This is a genomic window from Streptomyces sp. S.PB5 (genome assembly GCF_030403745.1).
GTDB lineage: Bacteria > Actinomycetota > Actinomycetes > Streptomycetales > Streptomycetaceae > Streptomyces.
The window spans coordinates 12,517-34,153 of the sequence record NZ_JAQMWP010000024.1 but is presented as its reverse complement, the minus strand read 5'-3'; the positions used below and the strand labels follow the sequence as shown (position 1 = coordinate 34,153).

12 protein-coding genes and 2 pseudogenes are annotated in these 21,637 nt (G+C 69.0%); 11 read left to right on the top strand and 3 right to left on the bottom strand.

The features are described 5' to 3' along the window. Positions 1–35: 35 nt before the first annotated feature. From PH203_RS42105 to PH203_RS42090, 4 genes are all read left to right on the top strand, one after another. On the top strand, positions 36–1,541 hold the full coding sequence (locus PH203_RS42105) for an acyltransferase domain-containing protein (RefSeq protein ID WP_289927396.1): 1,506 nt from the start codon (positions 36–38) through the stop codon (positions 1,539–1,541). Between the two features lie 9 nt (positions 1,542–1,550). Continuing rightward, positions 1,551–7,607 (top strand): SDR family oxidoreductase, encoded by a 6,057-nt coding sequence (locus PH203_RS42100; protein ID WP_289927394.1) that lies wholly within the window; start codon positions 1,551–1,553, stop codon positions 7,605–7,607. 28 nt (positions 7,608–7,635) lie between these two features. Next, positions 7,636–10,104 carry a KR domain-containing protein gene (locus PH203_RS42095; protein WP_289927392.1) on the top strand — a complete coding sequence of 823 codons (2,469 nt, stop codon included), beginning with the start codon at positions 7,636–7,638 and terminating at the stop codon, positions 10,102–10,104. A gap of 66 nt (positions 10,105–10,170) precedes the next feature. Next, positions 10,171–10,590 (top strand): ester cyclase, encoded by a 420-nt coding sequence (locus PH203_RS42090; RefSeq protein WP_289927390.1) that lies wholly within the window; start codon positions 10,171–10,173, stop codon positions 10,588–10,590. Positions 10,591–10,648: 58 nt separating this feature from the next. On the opposite strand, the gene PH203_RS42085 is transcribed toward PH203_RS42090, so the two are convergent. After that, entirely contained in the window at positions 10,649–11,113 is a 465-nt protein-coding gene (locus PH203_RS42085) for a nuclear transport factor 2 family protein (protein WP_289927389.1), read from the bottom strand. A gap of 90 nt (positions 11,114–11,203) precedes the next feature. Between PH203_RS42085 and PH203_RS42080 the strand changes: the two genes are divergently transcribed. Together PH203_RS42080 and PH203_RS42075 are read left to right on the top strand one after the other, a co-directional pair. Next, positions 11,204–12,157, top strand: a complete 954-nt coding sequence (locus tag PH203_RS42080; protein WP_289927387.1) for an SDR family NAD(P)-dependent oxidoreductase — start codon at positions 11,204–11,206, stop codon at positions 12,155–12,157. Beyond that, complete coding sequence (locus tag PH203_RS42075) at positions 12,154–13,647, top strand: cytochrome P450 (RefSeq protein WP_289927386.1); 1,494 nt, start codon at positions 12,154–12,156, stop codon at positions 13,645–13,647. Before PH203_RS42080 ends, PH203_RS42075 begins: the two co-directional genes overlap by 4 nt. 225 nt (positions 13,648–13,872) lie before the next feature. Here PH203_RS42075 and PH203_RS42070 read toward each other — a convergent pair. Further along, a pseudogene (locus PH203_RS42070) lies at positions 13,873–14,307 on the bottom strand (Rieske 2Fe-2S domain-containing protein); the annotation flags it as partial. 594 nt (positions 14,308–14,901) lie between these two features. Here PH203_RS42070 and PH203_RS42065 point away from each other — a divergent pair. The 5 genes and pseudogenes from PH203_RS42065 to PH203_RS42045 all read left to right on the top strand — a co-directional run. Beyond that, positions 14,902–16,059, top strand: a pseudogene (locus PH203_RS42065) (transposase); the annotation flags it as partial. A gap of 43 nt (positions 16,060–16,102) precedes the next feature. Then, on the top strand, positions 16,103–16,351 hold the full coding sequence (locus tag PH203_RS42060) for a hypothetical protein (RefSeq protein WP_289927385.1): 249 nt from the start codon (positions 16,103–16,105) through the stop codon (positions 16,349–16,351). Between the two features lie 115 nt (positions 16,352–16,466). Further along, complete coding sequence (gene fxsT / locus PH203_RS42055; protein WP_289927384.1) at positions 16,467–18,914, top strand: FxSxx-COOH system tetratricopeptide repeat protein; 2,448 nt, start codon at positions 16,467–16,469, stop codon at positions 18,912–18,914. Positions 18,915–19,225: 311 nt separating this feature from the next. Beyond that, on the top strand, positions 19,226–20,812 hold the full coding sequence (locus PH203_RS42050) for an oxidoreductase (protein WP_289927383.1): 1,587 nt from the start codon (positions 19,226–19,228) through the stop codon (positions 20,810–20,812). Positions 20,813–21,044: 232 nt separating this feature from the next. After that, the gene (locus PH203_RS42045) at positions 21,045–21,380 is read left to right on the top strand and encodes a hypothetical protein (protein ID WP_289927382.1); all 336 of its coding nucleotides are present in this window, start codon (positions 21,045–21,047) and stop codon (positions 21,378–21,380) included. A 20-nt stretch (positions 21,381–21,400) separates the two neighbouring features. Here PH203_RS42045 and PH203_RS42040 read toward each other — a convergent pair whose 3' ends face one another. After that, positions 21,401–21,613, bottom strand: coding sequence for a transposase (locus PH203_RS42040; RefSeq protein WP_289927494.1), 213 nt, complete (start codon positions 21,611–21,613; stop codon positions 21,401–21,403). Positions 21,614–21,637: the final 24 nt, after the last annotated feature.

The following is a 21,637-nucleotide window of genomic DNA, read 5'->3' as shown; positions in this document are numbered from 1 at the left end:
CCACTTTCAACAACGTTCCAAGGGATGGATCAAACATGCCCGAAAACACCTCCACCGGTCCCAGCACCGCGTTCGTCCTCCCCGGCCAGGGCGGCTTCGACGGCGCGGCCCTGCGGTTGGCGAAACAGAAGTACCCGCAGGTCCAGAGGGTGTTCGAACGTCTCGACGCCGAGACCGACGCCCTGTTCTCGCGACGAATATCCGATGTCCTGTTCGGCCCGGACCATACCGACCTGCGAGGGCTGCTCGCCGACGACTCCTGGGTGTCCCAGGTAGCCATCTACGGAGCCGGCCTGGCCGCGTACGAAATCCTGACCGATCAGGGCGTACGACCGGATGTGCTCGCGGGACACAGCCTCGGTGAGATCACCGCCCTCGTGGCCGCCGGGGCCTTCTCGGCCGGGGACGGTGTACGCATCGTCGCGCAGCGCGTGGCGGTCATCGAGCGCCACGACGGGATCGACGGACGCATGGTGGCCCTGTCGGCCGGGGCCGACCGCGTACGGATGCTCCTGGGGCTGCTGGACGACCCGCTGCTGGCGGTCGCCACGGAGAACCACGACGAACAGACCGTGGTCAGCGGACCGGACGGTGTGCTGGACCAGGTGACGGCGATCGCGGCGCAGCTGAACATCGCCGCGATCGGGATCGACGCGCCCTTCCCCTTCCACACCCCGGCCCTGGCCCCCGCGGCCCCCGAATTCGAGGCGTACGTCAGCACGCTGGACCAGCACCCCCTCCAGCGGCCGGTGTACTCACCGATCCTCCAGCGCTACTACGAGCCCGACGAAGCGCTCGCCGGCCGCCTCGCGGACCACTTCGTCCAGCCGGTCCGCTTCGCCGCAGCGGTGCGTCGTCTGCACGGGGAGGGTGTTTCCACGTTCGTGGAGGCGGGCGGACGCCCCGCGCTGTCCAAGCTGGTGACCCGTCTGACGCAGGGCTCGGACGTGCGCTCCCTGGCCACACTCGCGCTCGACGACGGCGACCGGCTCGCGCTGGACGTGACGCTCAGGGAGCTGCGCGACGCGGGACTGGCCGACGCGGACGGCCCTTCCGGTCCCGGACTCGCCGAGCTCCTGGCCCCGACCGTCCCCTCGCACCTCTTCGAGGAGTACTGGAAGGCGCACGGCCACGAGGTACGGGAGCGGATACGGACGGATGTGGAGGTCTTCGGGGAGCAGGAGCGTGCCCGGAGCGCCGTGACACCGGACCAGGACACCTCGCCGCAGGAGGCCGGAGCCACCGGCGCGGCCCCGAACGCGGCCCTGGACCGGGACGAGGTCTTCGCCGAGCTGCGGACCCTCTACGCGCAGGCGCTGGAATACCCGGAAGAGGTCTTCGAGGCCGGAGTGCAGCTGGAGGCCGAACTCGGCGTCGACTCGGTCAAGCAGGTCGAGCTGCTCTCCCGGGTCTCCAAGCGCTACGGACTGCCGCCGCGCGAGGACGACTTCCGTCTGGCGCCCTACAACACGCTGGACGCCATCGCCGGCTTCGTGATCGCGGAGCTGGAACGACTTCCCGATCCCGAGCCGGTGGGCTGACCCGTGGACATGCATGCGATGAAGGACCTCACCGGCAAGGTGGCGCTGGTGACCGGCGGATCCAGGGGGATAGGAAAGGCCATCGTGCGGGATCTCGCCGCACGCGGGGCCGACATCGTCCTCAACTACTTCCACTCGCACGACCAGGCCAAGCAGACGCGCGACGAACTCGTGGCGGAAGGCGCCCGGGTCGACCTCGTACGGGCCTCGGTGGCCCGGCAGGAACAGGTCGACCGGATGTTCCAGGAGATCGACCGGCTGCACGGCAGGCTCGACATCCTCGTCAACAACGCCGCGAACGGTGCCCTGTTGCCGCCGGACGAGGTCACCGACGCCGACCTGGACAAGGCGATCGAGACCAACTACAAGGGCGGACTGCGCTGTTCGCGGGCTGCCGCGCCGCTGATGGCGCGGGGCGGTGGCGGCTCCATCGTCACCGTCTCCGCACTCGGCGGCTCGCAGATGGTGATGGCCAACTACTCGGCATGCGCTCCGGCGAAGGCCGCGGCGGAGGCCGCCTCGCGTTATCTCGCCGTGGAACTGGCGCCGTCGGGGATCCGGGTCAACACCGCGTCCGCCGCCATGCTGAGCAGCGAGGTGGCGGACAAGTTCCCCCAGGCCGGGGACATGCAGGACGTCATCGCACGGGCCACCCCCTGGGGACGGCTCGGCAGGCCGGAGGAGTTCGCCGCGCTCGTCTCCTTCCTCGCCTCCGACGACGCCCGGTGGATCACCGGACAGGTCATCCTGGCCGACGGCGGCCTCACGCTCGGCGCCGCCCTTCTCTCGCCTCCGGCTGAGGGCGGCGAGGCGACGCCCGAGGTCCAGCCCGCCCGGCACGACCAGCACGACCAGCACGACCAGCACGAACCGGCCGAGTTCGGCGACGACGCCATCGCCGTCGTCGGCATGGGAATGGCCGTCGCCGGGGCCAACAGCCCCGATGAGTTCTGGAAGCTGCGTACGACGGGGGACGAGCTCTTCGTCAAGGTCCCCCGTGAGCGCTGGCAGCACGACAGCTTCCACTCCTTCGATCTGGCCGCCGAGGACAAGGCGTACGCCGAACAGTGCGTGTTCATCACGGACTTCGCCGCCGCAGAAGGAGCCCTGGAGGGTATGCCGGGCGGTCCGGGCGAGGAGGAGCTCACCACCATGTGGCTGCGCCACAGCCTGGTGCAGGCACTCGACGGCGTCCGTCACCGCGACACCGACAGGTGCTCCTTCGTGGTCGGCTACACCCCGGACGGCAGCCAGCACCTGGAGGAGGCGGGCGTCCTGGAGAGTGTGACCCGGCTGACGCACGGCATCGTCGATGGTCTCCAGGTCCCCGACGAGCGGCGGGACACGCTCCGAGAGGGCATCGACCGGACACTCTCCGGCCGGTACCGGCGTGGCGTCCGTTCCCCCTCGCGCTTCCTTCCCCACCGGGTCGGCGAAGTGGCCATGGACGGGGTTCTTCCGCCGTCCACCGAACTCCATATGGTCGACACCGCCTGCTCCTCGTCGCTGTACGCCATCGACATCGCGGCCAAGGGCCTGCTGATGGGCAAACAGGACATCGCCGTGTGCGGCGGAGCCTTCGCGCTGGCGCCGCGGGGCACCGTGCTGTTCTCGAAGCTCCAGGGCCTGTCGAAGCGCGGCACCGTGCAGGCCCTCGACGAGAGCGCCGACGGCGTGATCTTCGCGGACGGCGCCGCCCTGGTCGTACTCAAGCGGCTGCGCACAGCCCGGCAGGACGGCGACCAGGTGCTCGGGGTGCTGCGGGCCTTCGGCTCGTCCTCCGACGGCAAGGGAAAGGCGATCTACGCGCCGAACGCGCAGGGGCAGGGGCTGGCGGTGCAGCGGGCGCTGGAGGGCGGTGAGGTCGACAGCGCCGATGTGCAGTGGATCAACGCGCACGCGACCGGCACGCCCGCCGGTGACCTGGAGGAGTTCACCACTTTGCGGGAGCACTTCGGCACCTCCGCTCCGACGGCCGTCACCTCCAACAAGTCATTGCTGGGCCACACCGGCTGGGCCGCGGGCGTCGTCTCGCTCATCGAGAGCCTGAAGGGCCTGGAGCACGACACCATCCCCGGCCAGTTCCGCCTGGACACGCCCCGCGCCGACTTCCGGCTGGCCGACACGGGGCTGGAGGTCACCTCGGAGCCCAGGGACTGGCCGGCGAGCGGGGAGCGGCCCCGGCTGGCGGCCGTTTCCGGGTTCGGCTTCGGAGGTACGAACGCCCACCTCATCGTCTCCGAGAGCCGCACCCCGGCCGAGGCATCGGTGGCGGCGACCGCCACCACGAAGGCCCCCACCACGAAGGCCCCTGCCACCGACAGCCGAGTGGCCCTCGTCGGCTGGTCGGCCCATGTGCCGGGCCTGGACGGGCGTGAGGACGTGACGAGCTGGCTTGCGGGCGGCAGGCAGCCGCGAAAGAGCTTCGGTACGGACTATCCGGTGCCGCCGTTCAACAAGGTCCGGCTGCCTCCGAAGACGATCCGCGCCCTGGACAGGTGCCAGCTGATGGTCCTGGAGTGCGCGCACCAACTCCGGGATCAGATGCCGCACTTCTGGAGCGAACAGGCACCGAAGACCGGGGTATTCGTGGGGCACATGGGGCCGACCAGGGCCGCGATGCTGTACGCGAACCGGTGCTACCTGGACGACGTCGGCGAGGCGCTCGCCGCGTCACCGGCCGCCGGGGCCGCCGAGTTACCGCGCGTACTGGACCGGCTGCGCGAACAGGTGCGTTCGATGATCCCGGAGTCCAACGAGGATTCTTTCCCCGGTCAGATGCCCAACATCATCGCTGCCCGGGTCGCGAACTACTTCGACCTCAACGGCTCCAACATGACGTTGGACTCGGGCTTCGCCTCTGCTCTGTCGTCGATCACCCTGGCCAGTCGTTATCTGCGCACCGGGGAGCTGGACTTCGCCTTGGCCGGCGGTATCAACGGCAACAGCCTCCCGGAGTACCGTTCCCTCATCGGTGACCTGCTGCCGGAGCGGGAGAAGGAACTGGCCGAGGGCGCCTTCCTGTTCGCGCTGACGACCGAGGAACGGGCGCTCCGTGCGGACCTGCCCGTTCTCGCCTACGTCGACGAGACCCTGGACGGCACGACGGAGCCCGAGCCCGAAACCGTGCTGTGCGGGGCCAACGCACCGGAGAACGCCCGCTACCTGGGCGCGGCCGGAGGGCTGGCCGTCCTCAGGGCCCTGCACGGGCCGGCGGGGAGGGCGACGGTCACCGGCGCCGGGAACTCAAACGCGGCGGGGGCGGGGCTCAGGCTGACCATCCCCGGCGTCATGGACGACGCCTCGGTGCGGAACGGCCCCGAGCAGAGCGGGCGAGCCGGGGGCGCCGGGTCCGCCGGGTCCACCGGGGCCGCGGGGTCCGCCGGGTCCGCCGGGTCCACCGGGGGCGCCAAGGCCGCCGAGGCGACCGGAACGCTTCGCGAGAGCTTCCGTTCGACGGACCACACCGAAGCCGGCGAGCCGCTGCGCGTCCGGCGCCGGACACCGGTGCTGGAAGCCGCTCCTGCGCACCCGGTCCGCGAGCCGGCACCGTTTCTGCCGGACGGCGCCGTCGTCGTCACCGACGCCCCGGCCCTGCTGGCCCGGGTGGCGGGCCCGGATTCCACGCTCACGGTCCTGTCCACCACCCCGTTCGACGTCTCGCGCCCCGGCTGGCACCACCTGCCGCGGGTCACTCCGGAGACGGTCCGCGAAGTACTGTCGGGCGTGGGGAGGCCGCTCACCCAGCTACGGGTGCTGAGCGACCTCAGCCGCGCCATGCCGCCGGACCAGGCCTACGTACCGGGCACCACCTCATCGCTGCTGACCCTGAACGACGCGGCGTATCTGGCCGTTCAGTGCGCCTACGACGACCTGGCCCTGCCCGGTTCGGCCCTGACGATGCTCCTGCTCGGCGCCGTGTCCGACGGCACACCGCACCCCTTCTCCGGTCTCTTCACCGGCCTGTTGAAGAGCGCCGGCCTGGAACTGTCCGCAGGCGGCAGCCTTGCGTTCCTCACCTCCGGCGGCGATGTGGAGGCAGCGGTACGGAGCGTTGAGGAGGAGAGCCGTGCCGATCGCAACTTTCCCGTGGTCGCGGAAATCGGCGGTGTGCGCAGCACCTGGCGGCTGCGGGATGAGCCGGTCACGCTGGACGAGGCGACGCCGGCCGCGCTGGACCGGGACTCCGTGGTCGTCGTGGCCGGCGGTACCAGGGGGATCACCGCCGAGGTGGTCAAGTCGCTCGCCAGGGAGTTCGGATCACACATCCACGTCCTCGGCAGCAACGCACTCGACGCCTATCCGCCCTCCGTCTTCGCCGGAACCGACGAGGAGTTCGCCGCCGGCAGGGCCGCGTACATCTCCGCCGAACTCGCCAAACGCGAGGGCAGGAACGTCGCGAGCATCACCAAGGAGTTCGACCGGATGCTCAACGCGCGCGAGTCCCGCAGGAATCTGCGTCAGATGGCGGCGCACAGTGGTGCGGAGCGGGTCACCTACCGGACCTGCGACATGCGCGACGGCGCCGAGGTGGAGAAGGCACTCGGCCAGGTCCTGCGGGAGCAGGGGCGGATCGACCTGCTCATCAACGCCGCGGGGCTGCAGCGTTCGGCCCTCATCCGCGACAAGGACTTCGCGGAGTTCACCTCGATCCGGGACCTGAAGGTGCAGTCGTATCTGAACCTGAAGCACGCGCTGCGCGACGCCCCGCCGCGTCTGTGGTGCAACTTCGGTTCGCTGCTGGGCTACTTCGGTCAGCTCGGTGAAGCGGACTACGCCGCCGCCAACGACTTCCTGGGCAGCGCGTCCACCCACGCGGCGGCCACCTCGGACCACTCGGAGGTCACCATCGGATGGACGCTGTGGTCGAGCGTCGGCATGGGCGCCGGCGAACTGACGACGGCGTACTACGAACGGGCCGGCTCGTACAGCAGCATGCCGGTGCCCGAGGGCGTTCACCACTTCGTGCAGGAGCTGCACGCCCCTGTCCGGCGGCCCTCCGTCGTGCACCTGGGTGACGCGGAGGAGGCCACGGTGGAGAAGTTCTACCCCGGCTATCTGACGCGTGACACCGCAGGGTCCCGAGCCGGCCGAACCGACCGGGCGGAAGGGCCTGACGGCTTCTTCCTGCGCCGTGTGGTGTACTCGGACGGCCGGTCGGCGGAGTTCGAGTGCCCCTTCGACCTGCGGACCGACGCCTATCTGGATCACCACACCGTGCGCGGCGAACCGACGTTGCCCGGCACCTTCGTGACCGAACTGGCGGCGGAGGCGGCCCGCCATCTGGTGCCGGGCCGGCACGTGGTCGCCTTCGAGGATCTGAGGTTCGAGCACTTCCTGCGGGTGTACCGCGACGTCCCGGCACCGAAGCGCATCAAGGCGGAGATCGTCGAGGACGAAGGGGACCTGACGGTCGTACAAGTCCAGGTCTGCGAGGACGTGGTGGCGCCGAGTGGCGTCGTACTGGTCAAGGACAGGCTGCACTTCGCGGCCCGTGTGCTTCTGGCGGACACGTTCGCTGACGCCCCCCGATGGGATCCGTGGGACAGCGCGGACGACACCCCTGTCCCTGATCCGTACCACCAGCCGGGATCGCCGGTCCGGCTGAGTGGACCGTTCGTGTCGACGACCGGCACCGGCATCCATCCCCGGGGCAAGCGGGGACGCTACGACCTCTCGCTTCCCTCGGGCGACCCGGTGTGGCAGCGGTTCACCGTCCCGTGCGTGCTGCTGGACGGTCTGGCCAGGGTCGGAGTGCTTGACCTGGTGGACGGCCGGCTGGTGCCGGTCGCCGCACCGCTGTCGATCCGTCGTATCGACCTCTACGAGGAGGCGAACGACCACACCCTGTCGACCGGTGGTAGCCGCATCGACCTGTACGCCACACCTCCTGGATTCGGCCTGTCCGCCGACCGGGTGGAGAACCGCTTCGTGGCGGCCCGTCCCGACGGCCGGATGGTCCTGCAGATGAAGGACCTCCGGGCTGCCCTGATCGGCTACGTCGACGCCCGGACGGGCGAAGCCGTCCCCGCCGGTGACCGAGCCGTCCTCGCCCAAGGTGCCTGACCGGCGCGACCAGGAAGGAACGCGCATCATGCTGCCGTCCCCGCAGGAATCGCCGCCGGCCGTCGTGTCCGCCCGCATCGGGGAGGCGAGCGCCGACCCGTCGGTGCAGCCGACGACCCGGATGGTGTGGCAGCCCGCCACTGTGACGCCCCGCACCGGGGTGACGCCCCGTCTGGCAGGGATGCGGGTGCTGCTGCTCGCCGGCGACGACGCGAGCGCCGAGGGGGTCGAACGCGAACTGACCTCGCACGGGGCGTGCGTGCGCCTGTGCACGCCCGCCACGGCCGCGCCGGCCGCGGGCGACGGTGCGGTGGACGCGATCGTCGACCTCACCGTGGGTGGTGCCGCGCACGCCACCACTGACCTGGTGGAGGTGTGGCGCGAACCCCTGCTGCGCACCGTGGCCGCGCTGCGCGAGCAGTACGAGGACTGGGCCGCGGAGACCTCCGCGCGGCGGCTGTTCTACCTGGCCGTGACTTATCTCGGCGGCGGGATGGGCCACCATCCGGACGACGACCTGGCGCAGCCGCTGGGGGGCATCTGGGCCGGACTGGCGAAGACACTGCACCGGGAGTTGCCCAACTGCAATGCCCGGGTCGTCGACATCGCGCTCTCCGCCGTGGCGGAACTGCCCGGCATCGTCGCGAGCGAGCTGGGCCGGCCGGGCGAGATCGAGGTCGGCCACCGCGACGGACGACGCCTCACGCTGTCTCCCGTCGCGCGCCCCGTCGGTCCTCCCGCCCTGCGACTGGGCGCCGACGACTGCGTCCTGATCTCGGGCGGCGGGCGGGGCATCGGCTGGGAGCTGGCCCGCACCCTCGCGCAGGAGCACGGCATGCGGATCCTGGTGACCGGCCGGGAGCCGTTCCCCTCCGAGGGCGAACCCTGGTGGGGCGCGGGCGAGGCGCAACTGAAGGAGTACGAGAAACAGTTGTGGTCGGGCAGCCGCCAAGGACGCCCGCTGCCCGAGATCCGCCGCGACATCGCCCGCACCCGCCGCCTGTGGGAGCTGGCAGGCAACATCACCACCGCGCGGAAGCGCGGCCTGCGCATCGAATACGTCCAGTGCGACTTCACCGACCGGGAGCAGGTGCGCGCGCTGCTGAAGCGGGAGGGCGGCGCGCTGACCGGCGTCGTGCACAACGCGGGCGTGGACAACGCGGCGAGGCTGCCCAAGAAGACCGACGACGACGTCCTGCGGACTGTAGGGACGAAGATCGAGGGTTTTCTCAACCTCTTCGGCGAACTCGGCGAACTCGGTGAACTCGTCGAACACGGTGAACTCGCAGGCAGCAGGCTCAAGTTCCTCTGCAACGTGGGCTCTCTCACCGGGCGGCTGGGCGGCATGGTCGGCCAGCTGGAATACGCCGCGGCGAACGAGGGACTTGCCCGGCTGGGCCGGTGGGCGGATCGCCGGGCGGCCTGCCCGGTGATGACGCTCGCCTGGCCGACCTGGGACCGCATCGGCCTCATCGCGAACTTCTCGGCGACGCGGCGCTACATGGCTCCGCTCGGCGTCGCGGACGGTCTCGCCAAGTGGCAGGACGAGTTGCTGGCGGGCACCGCCGGTGAGGTCACCTTCGTGGGACCGCTGGGCGGCGCCATCGACCCCGGCCAGGCCACCGGCTACCCGGTCGTGCCCGACCTGCCCGGATACGCCGAGGTCTACCCGAAGATCCACCACCTCGGCGAGGTGATCTCCTACGAGCCGCACGCCCGGCTGGTGTCGCGGGTCCACTTCGACCGGGCGACGGCGCCGGTCCTGACGGACTTCCTGGTGGACGGCGCCGAGGCGGTCCCGGTGAGCCTGCTGCTGGAGAACGCGGTTCGGGGCGCGGAGTGGGTCGTACCCCCGGACTTCCCGGAGCTGAGTGTCGACTGCGTCGAGGACATCGTCATCCCCCTGGACCTGTTGAGGCTCGACGGCCCCACGACCTTCTGGGAACGCGAGCTCAGGGGTGTCCACGACGGACGTTCCTGGACAGTCGAGGTCCGCTTCCGGCGGCCCGGTGACGGCGGTCAGGGCCCGGAGGCGAAGGCACGCATCGTGTACACGCCCGGGGACACGCGCTCACCCGCTCCTCCCCGCAGCGGTGTCACCCGGATGACGACGTGGCGCTCAGGGCTTCCTGTGTTGCGCTGGCGTTCGTCACTGGTGCCCCGCGCGCAGTGGACTCGCGCCGCGGACGGTCGATGGGCCGGCGAGGTACGCCCCAGCGCGTCCAACGATCTGTGGGCGACACCCGCCGTGCCACGCACCATCCTCCCCGTGTCCGCTCTGGAGAACGTGGTGCGGCTGTGCGCGCAGCAGGGGACAGGACTCTCGGTCTCGGTCGACCCGCTGACCGTCGGACGCGTCACGCTCCACGCCGAGGAGGACGGGAATTCCGTCATCGAAGGGGACCCCCTGCTCGGCACATGGAAGGTGTCGAGCGCGTCCTCGGGCGCTCGCGTCATGACGCTGACAGGTTTTGAAGGCCCTGTCGCAAGCGATTGACATGTTGGCCAATTGCCGACATCTCACAGAGAAACCAACATCACACAGAGAAGCGGAGCAGAGAGCATGCCGAACACCCTGAAGAACAAGGCCGTTCTGGAACGTTACTACGAGGAGTGCCTCAACAAGGGAAATCTCGACGTCATCTATGAGGGTGCCGCCGCCGACCACATCAGCCACGGGACGGCTCCGAACCGCGAGGAGGGCGTGGAGCACCTCAAGGAATGGGTGCGGATCCAGCGCGCCTCCTTCCCCGACCTTCAGGTGACGGTGGACGACTGGATCCTGGAGGGTGAAAAGGTCGTCAGCCGGTTCACCGCAAGGGGAACCCACACGGGAGAGCCCTACGAGGGGATTCCGGCCATTGGCCGGGAGTTCGCCATCCCCGGAATCGTCATCGATGAATTCCGGGACGGAGTGATCGTGGAGAGCTGGTTCTCCCTGGACGCGTTCGACCTCGCGAAGCAACTGGGCGCCTTCGGCTGAACGCGCGTCGGCACCGGCACCTCGGAGGTGCCGATGCCGGACGCCGGTGACCGGGATGTCATCCGGGGCGGGCCGCCCGCGCGGTCTCGTCCGTGATGGGCTCGGCGTGGGCTTCGGCGTTGCCGGAGGCGGCGATCCGGTCGAGCGCCCGCTGAAGGACGACGGTGTCCTCCAATGTGTGGATCTCGGTGATGCGCCCCCACTTGAGATACATGAACTGGGTCATCACGTTGTCGTAGCGGGTGCCGTCCGGCAGCGGCCCACCGATCCGTACGCGCGTGGCGACCTTGGTCAGCCAGGGACCACCGGAAATGATGATTTCCTGCGGCTCGAATTCGGCCTCGGGAATGAGCCGGAAGACCCGCTGCCACCACAGGCTCATGGATTCGACGGTATGCCGCTCACCGGACAGTGCATGCTCGCCGTAGAAGACGTAGGTGAATTCGGGTGCGAGTGTGTCCACCATGGACTGCCAGTTGCCGGAATTGATGTCGGAAAACGCGTTGCGCAGCTTCGCGGCCACGATTCGGTGATACATATACGGCTCCTTTCCGGGGGGCCCCGTCCCAAACGGCCCGATCCGGCCGAGAGAAGCCGAGAGAAGAGGGAGATCGTGAACACCCGACCGAACCCCGTACTGATCACCGGCTGTTCGTCCGGCATAGGACGGGCCTGCGCCCTGCGGATGCACCGAGCCGGCATGCTCGTGTACGCCACCGCGCGCAGGCCGGAGACACTCGCCGGACTGGAGGCCGAAGGCATCCGCACACTGCGGCTGGATGTCACCGACGAGGACAGCATGCGCGCGGCCGTCGATGCCGTCGAAGCGGAACACGGCTCGGTCGGCACGCTCGTCAACAGCGCCGGGTTCGCCGCCTCCGGTGCCGTGGAGGAGATCGGACTGGCCGGCATGCGGCGGCAGTTCGAGACCAACGTCTTCGGACTGGCCCGCCTGACCCAGCTGGTCCTCCCCGGCATGCGGGCCGCGGGCACCGGCACCGTCGTCAACATCTCGTCGATCTTCGGCCGCTACGCGGCCCCCGGCGGGGGCTTCTACCAGGCGTCCAAGCACGCCGTCGAGGCGCTCAGCGACGCACTCCGGCTGGAGACGGCCGCCTTCGGCGTCAGGGTCGTACTCATCGAGCCCGGCCCCGTCCGCACCACCAACTTCGGCGCCACATACGTGGACAACCTCCCGTCCGTCAGCGAGGTCTACGACGAGTTCCGCGAACGCACCGCCGAATACTTCGACGCGATCTACACCGGGAGCCGTCGCACCCTCGCAGGCACCTTCACCGTCCACGCCGACGACGTGGCCCGCGTCGTGGAACGCGCCGTCCTCAGGCAGCGCCCCCGCGCCCGCTACACCGTCGGTTTCCTCGCCCGGAGCACCATCGCGCTGCGACGGCTGGCCCCGGACGCGGTCTTCGACCACCTCTTCGTGCGGCGTGTGTTCCCGGTGCCGCACAAGCGCGCCGGGCAGCCCACCCCGGCCGGCGCGAAGCCGGCGGGCCGACGGACAGCACCTCTCACCTGCACCACCGCACCAGGCAAGGACCCGCGATGAACACCACCAAAGCCGCCACAACGCCCACAGCCACTCCTGCCGCTGCCGCCCCCGGCCCCAAGGGCTCTCCGCTCCTGGGCAGCCTCGGCCCCTGGCGCCGCAACACCGCCGAGTTCCTGCTCGGCCTCCAGCGCGACTACGGAGAGATGGTCCGCATGCGACTCGGACCGATGACGGCCCATCAGGTGACCGGCCCTGACGCGGTGCGCAGGGTGCTGGTGGAGAACAACGCCAACTACGTCCGCGGGCCGCTGTACGAGCAGTTCGGCGTGGTCATGGGAAAGGGCCTGCTCACCACGGACGGAGAGTTCTGGCGCGGGCACCGCCGGGCGGTGCAGCCGGTGTTCCTCAAGAACGCGGTCAGCGACATCGTCCCCAACATCGTCGGGGCCACCAACGAGATGCTGGACGAGTGGGAGGCCAAGGCCGCGCGGGACGAGCCCGTGGACCTGATGACCGAGATGCTGCGGCTCACGCTGGTCACGCTCAGCCGCTCGTTGTTCGCCTACGACATCAAGCCCGCGGCGCCTGTACTGAAGCAGATCGTCGACGATGTGGTGGAGGTCATGTTCCGCCGGGGCACGCCGTCCGAGATGCTTCCGTCCTGGCTGCCCACCGCCCGTCAGCGCAAGATCGCCCACATCCACCAGGTCTTCGACAAGGTGGTCGCAGACGTCCGGAAGAACTACGCCCGGACCGGGGAGGGGCCGCTGATCGCTCTGATGGAGCAGGCCAAGGACCCGGCCACCGGCGAGCCGTGGACCGACCAGCAGCTGCGGGACGAGCTGCTCACCATCTATCTGGCGGGCCACGAGACCACGGCCGTCTCCCTGTGCTGGACGCTGCTGTCGATCGCCAACCACCCGCACGTGCAAGCCGAGTTGGACGAGGAGGTCAGCGGTGTGCTGGGCGGCGGCACGCCTGACGCCGACACAGCGGCCGGTCTGACGTACACGCAGATGGTGGTGGACGAGAGCCTGCGGATGTATCCGCCCATCTGGATCTTCCCGCGTGCCGCAGTCGGCCCCGACGCCCTCGACGGCTACGACATAGAGGCCGGCTCGTCGATCCTGCTCTCGCCCCTGGCCTCGCACCACAACCCGCGCCACTGGGACAACCCGGTGGCCTTCGACCCGTACCGCTTCACTCCGCAGGCCGTGCGGGAGCGTCCCCGCATGGCGTACTTCCCGTTCGGAGCGGGGCCGCGGCAGTGTGTCGGCAATTCCATGGCTCTGCTCGAACTGCGGATCATCGTGGCGATGATCAACCAGCGGTTCAAGATCAACCTCATTCCTGGGGAGGCGTTGCAGTACGGCTCTCCCGTCATCTCCCTGCGACCCCTGCGGGACGTGATGGTGCGCCTGCGCTCACGCGAGGAGAAGGCGGGGACCGTGTCCACGGTGAACCGCAGCCGCGAGTCCGCGGCGCGCGGCGGAAGGGGGGCACGCACGGCAGAGTCCGCCTGCCCGTACAGCCCGGAGAGCGCGTAGGCCCTCGCGAGTACCCGCCGGCAACAGACGTAGGCGAATCCTCGCTGCTGCGGTGGCGCTTTTGCAGTCCTCGCCCCGGACGATGTTCGACTGGGCATTCGTGCGGGCGGGGGGCGCGGAACTGCTGTCCGCCACGGCGGCGAGGTATGTACGTACGGCCAGCTTCTCTCTGCGTCAGATCACTCGGCACTCCGGGCTGACAGCACCCCCATTCAACGGAGCCGATCAGAGGTTGAGCTTCTCCCATGGCCGTACGGCGGGGCCCTGGAGGATCCGTCCGTCCGGGGCGAAGCGGGAACCGTGGCACGGGCATTCCCACGTCCGCTCCGCACGGTTGAAGGCCACGACGCAGCCGAGGTGGGTGCATGGGGCCGAGACCGCTTGGAGCTGACCGTTCTCGTCACGGTGAACGGCGCACTGCCGCCCTCCCGCACCACGGCGCCGTCGCCCGGAGCGATGTCCTGTGGTGCGGGCCCCGGCAGGGGCGGCAGCCGGTCGCCGACGAGGTGCCGGGCCACCTGGGCCTGATGCTTCAGGAGCGACGCCCCTTCGCGGACCACGGAAGCCATGCGGCGCGGGTCGTAGAGGCCGCCCCACTCGACCTCGCGTCCCTGGGATGAGGTCGCTGAGCAGACGGCCCGCCATGATGCCGCCGCTCAGTGGGGTATGGCGGAAGAAGGCCGGACTACGGTGACCTTCGCGGGGCTGACGGGTGCGTACTGGCTTCATGGGGAGGACAGTGGCTGCGCCCGGTGTGGCGAGTTGTTCAGTTCTTGCGGGATGTCCGCGCCGACAGACGTCGTGGGATGTGCAGATCATGCTGTGCCGGGCGAATGCGGACTGTCAGCGTGGATGGTGCGGGTGGTGCCGGTGGCCGTGCTCGTGGTGGCCTCTGCTGTGGTGGCGGCCGTGTGGTGACGGCGGGTCGGCTCTGGCCGAGCAGTGAGGGAATCCCCAACGAGCGATGGCGATCCGGCCCCCGACGCGCATAGGACTGGGACAGTGATGAGGGGCGGCCGCCGCTTGGTCGGCGATGGACGACGGCCGCCGGCGCGAGGACCCGTGTGGCTCCCCTTCCGCGGGATCCTCGCGCGGGATCGTCCTCGCGGCCTCGGGGCGTGCGGGAGTGCGCCCCGACTCGAAAACCGGCTGCAAGGACGAGGGCTGGAGCTCGCGGGCGTTTCCCCTGCGGGGAGGGCGGGCTCCGGCCGCTGGAGGTTCGGTTGTCAACCAGGCGAGCGGGCTGGGCGCCGCCGGGCCTCCTGCTACACATTCGGCCGGGGCGAGGGCAAACACCAGATGGTGCCCGGCCGGCCGTATTCGATCGTGGCCGCGCTGGAGACAGGCCGTACGTCGTGGACAGCGGTGCTGGACGCGGTCCGTCTGGAGCCCAGCCCGGCGCCGATGTCGCTGCGGTGACCAGCGTCCAGCTTCGCGAGGTCGTCGAGCAGCTCGTCGAGGCCGGCCAGTGGAAGCCGGGCGACCCGCACGTCCTGGTCGTGCTGGACGCCGGATACGACGCGCCCCGCATCGCCCATCTGCTGGCCGGCCTGCCCGTCGAGATCCTCGGTCGGCTCCGCTCAGACCGGGTGATGCGGCGGCCGGCCCCCTCCCGCAACGAGTTCGCGCTGGCCCACCCCCCTGGGCGGCCGGCCTCCCGAGCACGGTGGCGAATTCGTCTTCGTCGATCCCTCCACCTGGGGCGTCGAGCAGGCCGTGACGGTCACCGATACCCGCTGCTATGGCAAGGCGACTGCGCGGGCATGGGACCGGCTGCACCCCAGGCTCACCCGGCGGGCGGCCTGGATCGAGCACGACGGACCACTGTCCCTCATCGAGGGCACTGTCATCCGCCTCACCGTGGAGAAGCTGCCGTCTGGCGGGGTGAACAAGCCGCTCTGGCTGTGGTGGTCGGGCACCGCAGCCAGCACGTCGGACGTCGACCGCTGCCGACAGTCCTTCCTCCGGTGTTTCGACCTGGAGCACACCTTCCGCCTACGCAAGCAGACACTCGGCTGGACCAAGCCCCGGCTTCGCAGTTCGGAAGCGGCCGACCGGTGGATCTGGCTCGTGATCGCCGCCTACACCCAACTCCGGCTCACCCGACCGCTGGCCACCGACCTCCGCAGGCCCTCGGAGAAGCCGGCCGAGCCGAACAGACTCACCCCCGCCCACGTCCGGCGCGGGTTCAGGAACCTGCGCACGAAGACCGGCTCTCCGGCCGGTGCACCCAAACCGTCCCGACCCGGGCCAGGGCGGCCACCGGGCTCGAAGAACATCCGCCCGGCCATCCGCCATGACGTGGGCCGCGTCCTGGCGACCGGCGAGGCATACAGCCGCCCCGCTCACCATAAGAAGGGCACCAAGCCCCGTCGTTCAAGCAGCACTGACAGTGCCGACAGAGCCCCGTAGGCTGCTCTGACGCAGGACGGCGTGATCTTCAGCGGGGGTACTCATGACAGGCGGCAACAAGCCCGGCACGGACATCAGTGACGGCCACATCGGACTGACCCTGACGATCATTGCCTTGATCGTCATCACCATTGCCGCAGGCCCTCGCTGGACCTTGATCGTCGCGGGATGCCTCACCGTCTGGTTCGTTCTGGCGTTGATCGTCATCCATGGCAGGGGCGGGCGAGGCAAAGCGGCACTTGGACGGGCCTACGTCGCAACCTTCTGGTGGGGCGACTACGTCAGTCCCTGACGGAGTCAAACGACAAGGTGAGGAACCCAGCAGTTGGGCACCATAGGCATGCTGGTTGATTCCGGCGAACCAGGCCGACCGGGGGGCTGCTGTGGGGTATGGAGTTCGGTGGACCGTGGTGGTTGTGTCCGCAGCGGGCGCCTTTGTGCTGCCTTGGGCCGCGCTGACGTTCGCGGGAGCCGAACAGGACGCGGTGCTCGCCTTCGCGTCTTCGGCCAGTGCCGCGGTGCTCAGTGCAGGAGGGTGGTACGCGGCCCGTGAGCCCCGGTCAACGCGGCCAGAGCCAGCGCCGGTCCCCGGGTCTGAGGGCACCATTGTTGTCGGCCCCCTTCCCCGCGAGCCGCCCGGCTTCCAGGAGCGTGCCGAACTCCTCGAAGCCGTCGATCAGGCCATGGAACAGCACCGCGTGGCGGTCGTGTGTGCCCTCACCGGCGGCCGGGGGGTGGGCAAGACACAGCTGGCCGGGGCCTGCGCCCGCTCTCGGATCGACGCCGGGTGGCGTGTCGTCGCCTGGATCGTGGCGGAGGAACCGGGGCAGGTCGTGGCGGGGCTGGATGAGCTTGCGGACGCCGCGGGCGTCAAGGGCGGCATCCAGGACGCGGAGCTTGCCGCCGCGGCGGCGCGCCGGTGGCTGGAGCAACTGCGAGAGCCTGCGCTGCTGGTGCTGGACAACGTCGTGGATCCGGACGAGGTGGCGAGGTGGCTGCCCCGGTTCGGCCTAACCCACACATTGATCACCAGTACGGTGCGTTCTGTTGCCCACCTCGGCACCTGTGTGGATATCGAGGTGTTCAGTCGAAAAGAGGCCGCCTGCTTCCTACGGGAGACGACAGGGGTGGCAGAGGACAATAACGCCGCCCGCGGCGCGGAAGGGCTTGCTGAGGAACTGGGGTGCCTTCCGTTGGCGTTGGCCCAAGCAGCCGCGGTGATCCGTGCTCAGAGGCTGACGTTCGTCGAGTACCGGGAGCGGTTTCGCCGCCATCAGGTCGGGCAGGTGATGCGGCGCGTACCGGGCCAGCCTTATCCTCACGGGGCGGCGGAAGCTCTGCTCATGGCCATCCGGCAGGTGGAGACTGGTGATCACGCCTTCACTGTGGGCCGCGTAGTTGAGCTCATCGCGCTGCTATCGCCCTCCGGCGTGTACCGGGAGGACCTCAAGACCGCCCTGACGGACCGGGAAGCGGCCGAAGTCGATGGTGTGGTGGGGATGTTGTCCGAGGCGTCGGTGGTGAGCCTGAGTCTGGACGGCGATGTGATCCTGATGCACCGGCTGGTTCAGCGGATCATCCGGGATCGGCTGCTGCTGGAAGGCCGCTTGTCCGAACGTGTTGTGGAGGCGGCCGAGGCCTTGCACAGGCTGCTGGGTCACGCGGACGACCGGTCGAGACGAGAGGCGGCGGACCGGGGGCTCACGGATCACATCCTCGCCCTGTGGGCAGCGACCGAATCACTCGGTGACGAGACCCGGCGCACTCTGATGGACCTCCACCGGGCCGCCGTCGGCTTGCTCGTCGAGAGGGCCGAGGTACTGCGGGCCTGCAACCTGGGCAGGGAGGTGCTGGCCGAGCACACGCGCCTTGCATTACCACAGGACGACAAGGTTCTCGGGGCGATGGCCGCGCTTGCCTACGCGTATCAGGTGGCGGACCGCTACGACCTCGCCATACCGCTGCGTGAACGATATGCGGCCGCCCACCGGGAACGTTTCGGCCCGGACGACCCCCGCACTCTCAACGCGGTCAACTCTCTTGGCTACGTGTTGGAGGCGGCCGGGCGGCTAGACGAGGCGGAGGCCTTGCACCGGCGCAACCTGGCGGACAGCCTGCGGATCAACGGCCCTGATCACCAGACGACGATGTACGCCCAGGTCAACCTGGCCAGTACCTTGCGCTCCAAAGGCGAAAAGGAAACTGCCCTGGCGCTGTTCCAGAAGAACCTCGCCGACAACGAACGCGCTATGGGCCCCGACCACCCCTCGACCAACAACGCTCGCGGCGAACTGGCCCGCATGTATGAGCGGATAGGGCGCTATGGCGAATCACTCGCCCTGTATGAACAAGTCTTCGCCCATCTGGCAGACACCGGTCAAGAACTCGAGCTGTGGTGGGGCCGCCACCGCGCCCGTGCACTAGTCAGTGCCGGCCACACTGATGAGGGCATCGCCGAGCTCAACCGCCTGCTTCGGTGCGCCGAACCCGAGCTGGGAAGCGACCATCCTGAGACCTTGTGTCTTCGCATTTTTCTTGCCCGCGCCCACACCGCAGCTGGCCATCACGCCACCGCTCTTGCGCTGTTCACCGCCTGCGTTTATGACCGGCAACGTGTTCTGGGCCCCGATCACTTCGAGACTCTCAACGCCCGCCGCAACCTCGGCTTGGCACTCCTGGCCGCCCGCAGACGATCCCGCGCGATCACCTGTCTCCGCGTCGTTCTCGCCGACTACGAACGTGTCCTGGGCCCCCACCACCCCTACACCGCAAGTGCCCGCACCAACCTTGCCACCGCACAAGCCACCCCACCCACCTGGTCGCTTCGACGGCCCACAACCGCCACCCACCTGTAAAAAGGGGGAGTGTCAACTTAACGGGTCTATTCCGTAGTCGGTGGTGACGCCGGGGGCCGCCCGCTATCGCATCGATGTCGATGCCGTGCCGTTCCTGTCCCCTGCGTTGCGTGCGGGCGTCACCCGGTGCCTGGATCACCCCCTGCTCGGGTATGGGACAGACCTGCTTCCCCATCCGTGCCGCGGCGGCCTACGATGAGTCGCCCCAGTGGAGGGGCCTGCCCGAAATCCGGAGTGACGGCGCTCGTTGCTCAGAACGGTCCTCATCGGGTGTTGTCCGGGGCGGGCCCGAACCGGGAAGATCATCGATCATGCGCCTCGACGAACTCAATGCGGATGAACGTCAGTTGTGGAACTCATTCGCCCAGGGCAGCAGTGTCGATATCCGCGGCGTCCCGCCAGAAGCGGAGCCCGCAGTGCGGGCCGAGGTCATTGCGGCACTCCTGCTGGGTGCTGGCACCGATCCCGCCCCGGGCGGCCGCCCGGCCCTGCGCCTGACCGGTGCCCGCATCATGGGCAGGCTGGATCTGCAATTCGCCGAGATTGCCGCGCCGATCCTCCTGGACGAGTGCCACTTCGACGAGGTGCCCTGCCTGCGGGGCGCCAGGATCCGCGAGCTGGCCCTCACCGGATGCTCCCTCCCGGGTCTCGCCGCCGACACCGTGCAGATCGACGGCCGACTGGTCCTGTCCCACTGCCACCTGACCGGGCCCCTCGTACTGACCCGCTCCCAGATCCACAGCGACCTGGACCTCCGCGACACGGTGATCACCGCGCCCGGGACGGAGGCGATATCTGCTGTCAGGCTCATCGCGGGCGGCGACGTGCTCTGCACCAACCTGGCGGTCCAGGGAGCATTCCGCTGCTCCGGTGCCTCCATCGCTGGCGAGTTCGACTTGGAGGGTGCATCCCTGCGCAACCCCGACGGCCACGCCCTGGACGCCTACCACGTGCAGATCACCGAGGACTTCACCTTCCATCCGGGCTTCAATGCCGATGGTCGAATCATCATCTCCGGTGCCACAGTCATGGCGGCGATCGGATTCTGTGGGGCCCGGCTCCACAACGCTGGCGACGTTGCACTGGAGGCCAATGACGTCACAGTCGTCCGCAACTTCGACCTCGGCCAAGACCTCCGCGTCGACGGCGGCATCAGACTCGACGGCAGCAACATCGGTACACAGCTCAGCTTGTGCGACGCCACGCTGACAAACCCCGGCGGCACCGCCCTGTCTCTGCGGCTGGTCCAGGCCCGGGAAACCGACCTGCGCACCCGGCGACCGATCGACGGCATCGTCGACGCGAGTAACGCCCAGCTGGGCACCCTGTATGACGACCCCGACACCTGGCCGGCCGACCTCCGACTGGCCGAGACCGCCTACGACTCCCTCGCTTCCCCCCTGACCGTCGCCAAACGGCTCGGCTGGCTCCGGCGCGGCACCCACGCATACCTACCTCAGCCGTACGAACAACTAGCGGCCGCCTACCGAAGACTCGGACACGAGGACGAAGCACGCACGGTCCTTCTCGCCAAGCAACGCCACCGCCGCACCATCCTTCCCCTGCATACCCGGGTCTGGGGCTACCTCCAAGACGCAACCGTCGGCTACGGCTACCGGCCACTCCGCGCCGGACTTTGGCTCACGGCTCTGCTCGCCTGCGGCGCCCTCTTCTTCCACGCCTACCCCCCGGCGGCCCTCGAAGCGGAAAAGGCGCCGCCATTCAACGCCCTTGTCTACACATTGGACCTGCTCCTTCCGATCAGCGCCTTCGGACAGGACTCCGCCTTCGCGCCACGAGGCACCGCGCAATGGCTGGCCTACACGCTGATCGCTGCCGGGTGGATCCTCGCCACAACCGTCGCCGCCGGCATCTCACGGGCGATCAACCGCCAGTAACCACAGCCACGGTGAGACTTGGTATTCGCGGGCAGCGGATAGAACCAGCACAAAAAGTCCCATCACGTTCGGGGATTCCCGCACACTCGGTGAGCCGACATCCCCGGCCTCAGTGGAGTACGAAACAAGTGGGAAACGCGAGCGGGCCTGGGGAAAATCAGAGCTCTGTCCGCAGTTCCGTGAACGGACATATGGCAGGGAGCGAACGTGCCGTATTTGGCACCCTGGCCAGATGGCAGAGAGTTACCACGAACGCACGGTAGAGGGCTGGATCTGGGACGAGAACGTCCAGCCCTTCATGGCTCTCTTGGCGCGTTATGTCAGCTATGACTTCGATGGCACCGACTGGCAGGTGGTCGAACTCGGCCTTGAGGCCACCGATGATGAGCACCCGGATCGCTGGTACAGCTATCCACTCGTCGGATCGAGCCATCACCTCGATGTGCACCTTGCCAAGGCCGTGGGTGGCCATGAGGTTTCTGTCCGCGTGGTGGGAACTACCGACCCTGAGCTGCTGCTGAGGGCGGACACCCTGATAGCGGCCTTTGCCACCGGGCTCGTCGTATGAGGGGATCGTGAGTCGCAGCCTCATGGCTGGGTGAGGATGCGGGTCCGGAGGAGTTCGAACGTAGCTCGGGCATACATCGCCCGCTTGAGTGTCTTCACCCGGTTCACGTTTCCTTCGACGGCTCCAGAGCTCCAGGGCAGCGTCAGGCCGGCGGTCACTGCGTCGAGGTCCTGGCGGAGGAAGCCGGCGAAGCCCTTCATGGGCTTCGGTGCGTCCTGCTCGGCCTGTCGGATCCACCCCGGCAGCAGGTATCCGTG

Coding starts and splice junctions, on each gene's coding strand:
- PH203_RS42105 (WP_289927396.1), top strand. CDS start 36: ATGCCCGAAAACACCTCCACCGGTCCCAGCACCGCGTTCGTCCTCCCC.
- PH203_RS42100 (WP_289927394.1), top strand. CDS start 1,551: ATGCATGCGATGAAGGACCTCACCGGCAAGGTGGCGCTGGTGACCGGC.
- PH203_RS42095 (WP_289927392.1), top strand. CDS start 7,636: ATGCTGCCGTCCCCGCAGGAATCGCCGCCGGCCGTCGTGTCCGCCCGC.
- PH203_RS42090 (WP_289927390.1), top strand. CDS start 10,171: ATGCCGAACACCCTGAAGAACAAGGCCGTTCTGGAACGTTACTACGAG.
- PH203_RS42075 (WP_289927386.1), top strand. CDS start 12,154: ATGAACACCACCAAAGCCGCCACAACGCCCACAGCCACTCCTGCCGCT.
- PH203_RS42060 (WP_289927385.1), top strand. CDS start 16,103: ATGACAGGCGGCAACAAGCCCGGCACGGACATCAGTGACGGCCACATC.
- PH203_RS42050 (WP_289927383.1), top strand. CDS start 19,226: ATGCGCCTCGACGAACTCAATGCGGATGAACGTCAGTTGTGGAACTCA.
- PH203_RS42045 (WP_289927382.1), top strand. CDS start 21,045: ATGGCAGAGAGTTACCACGAACGCACGGTAGAGGGCTGGATCTGGGAC.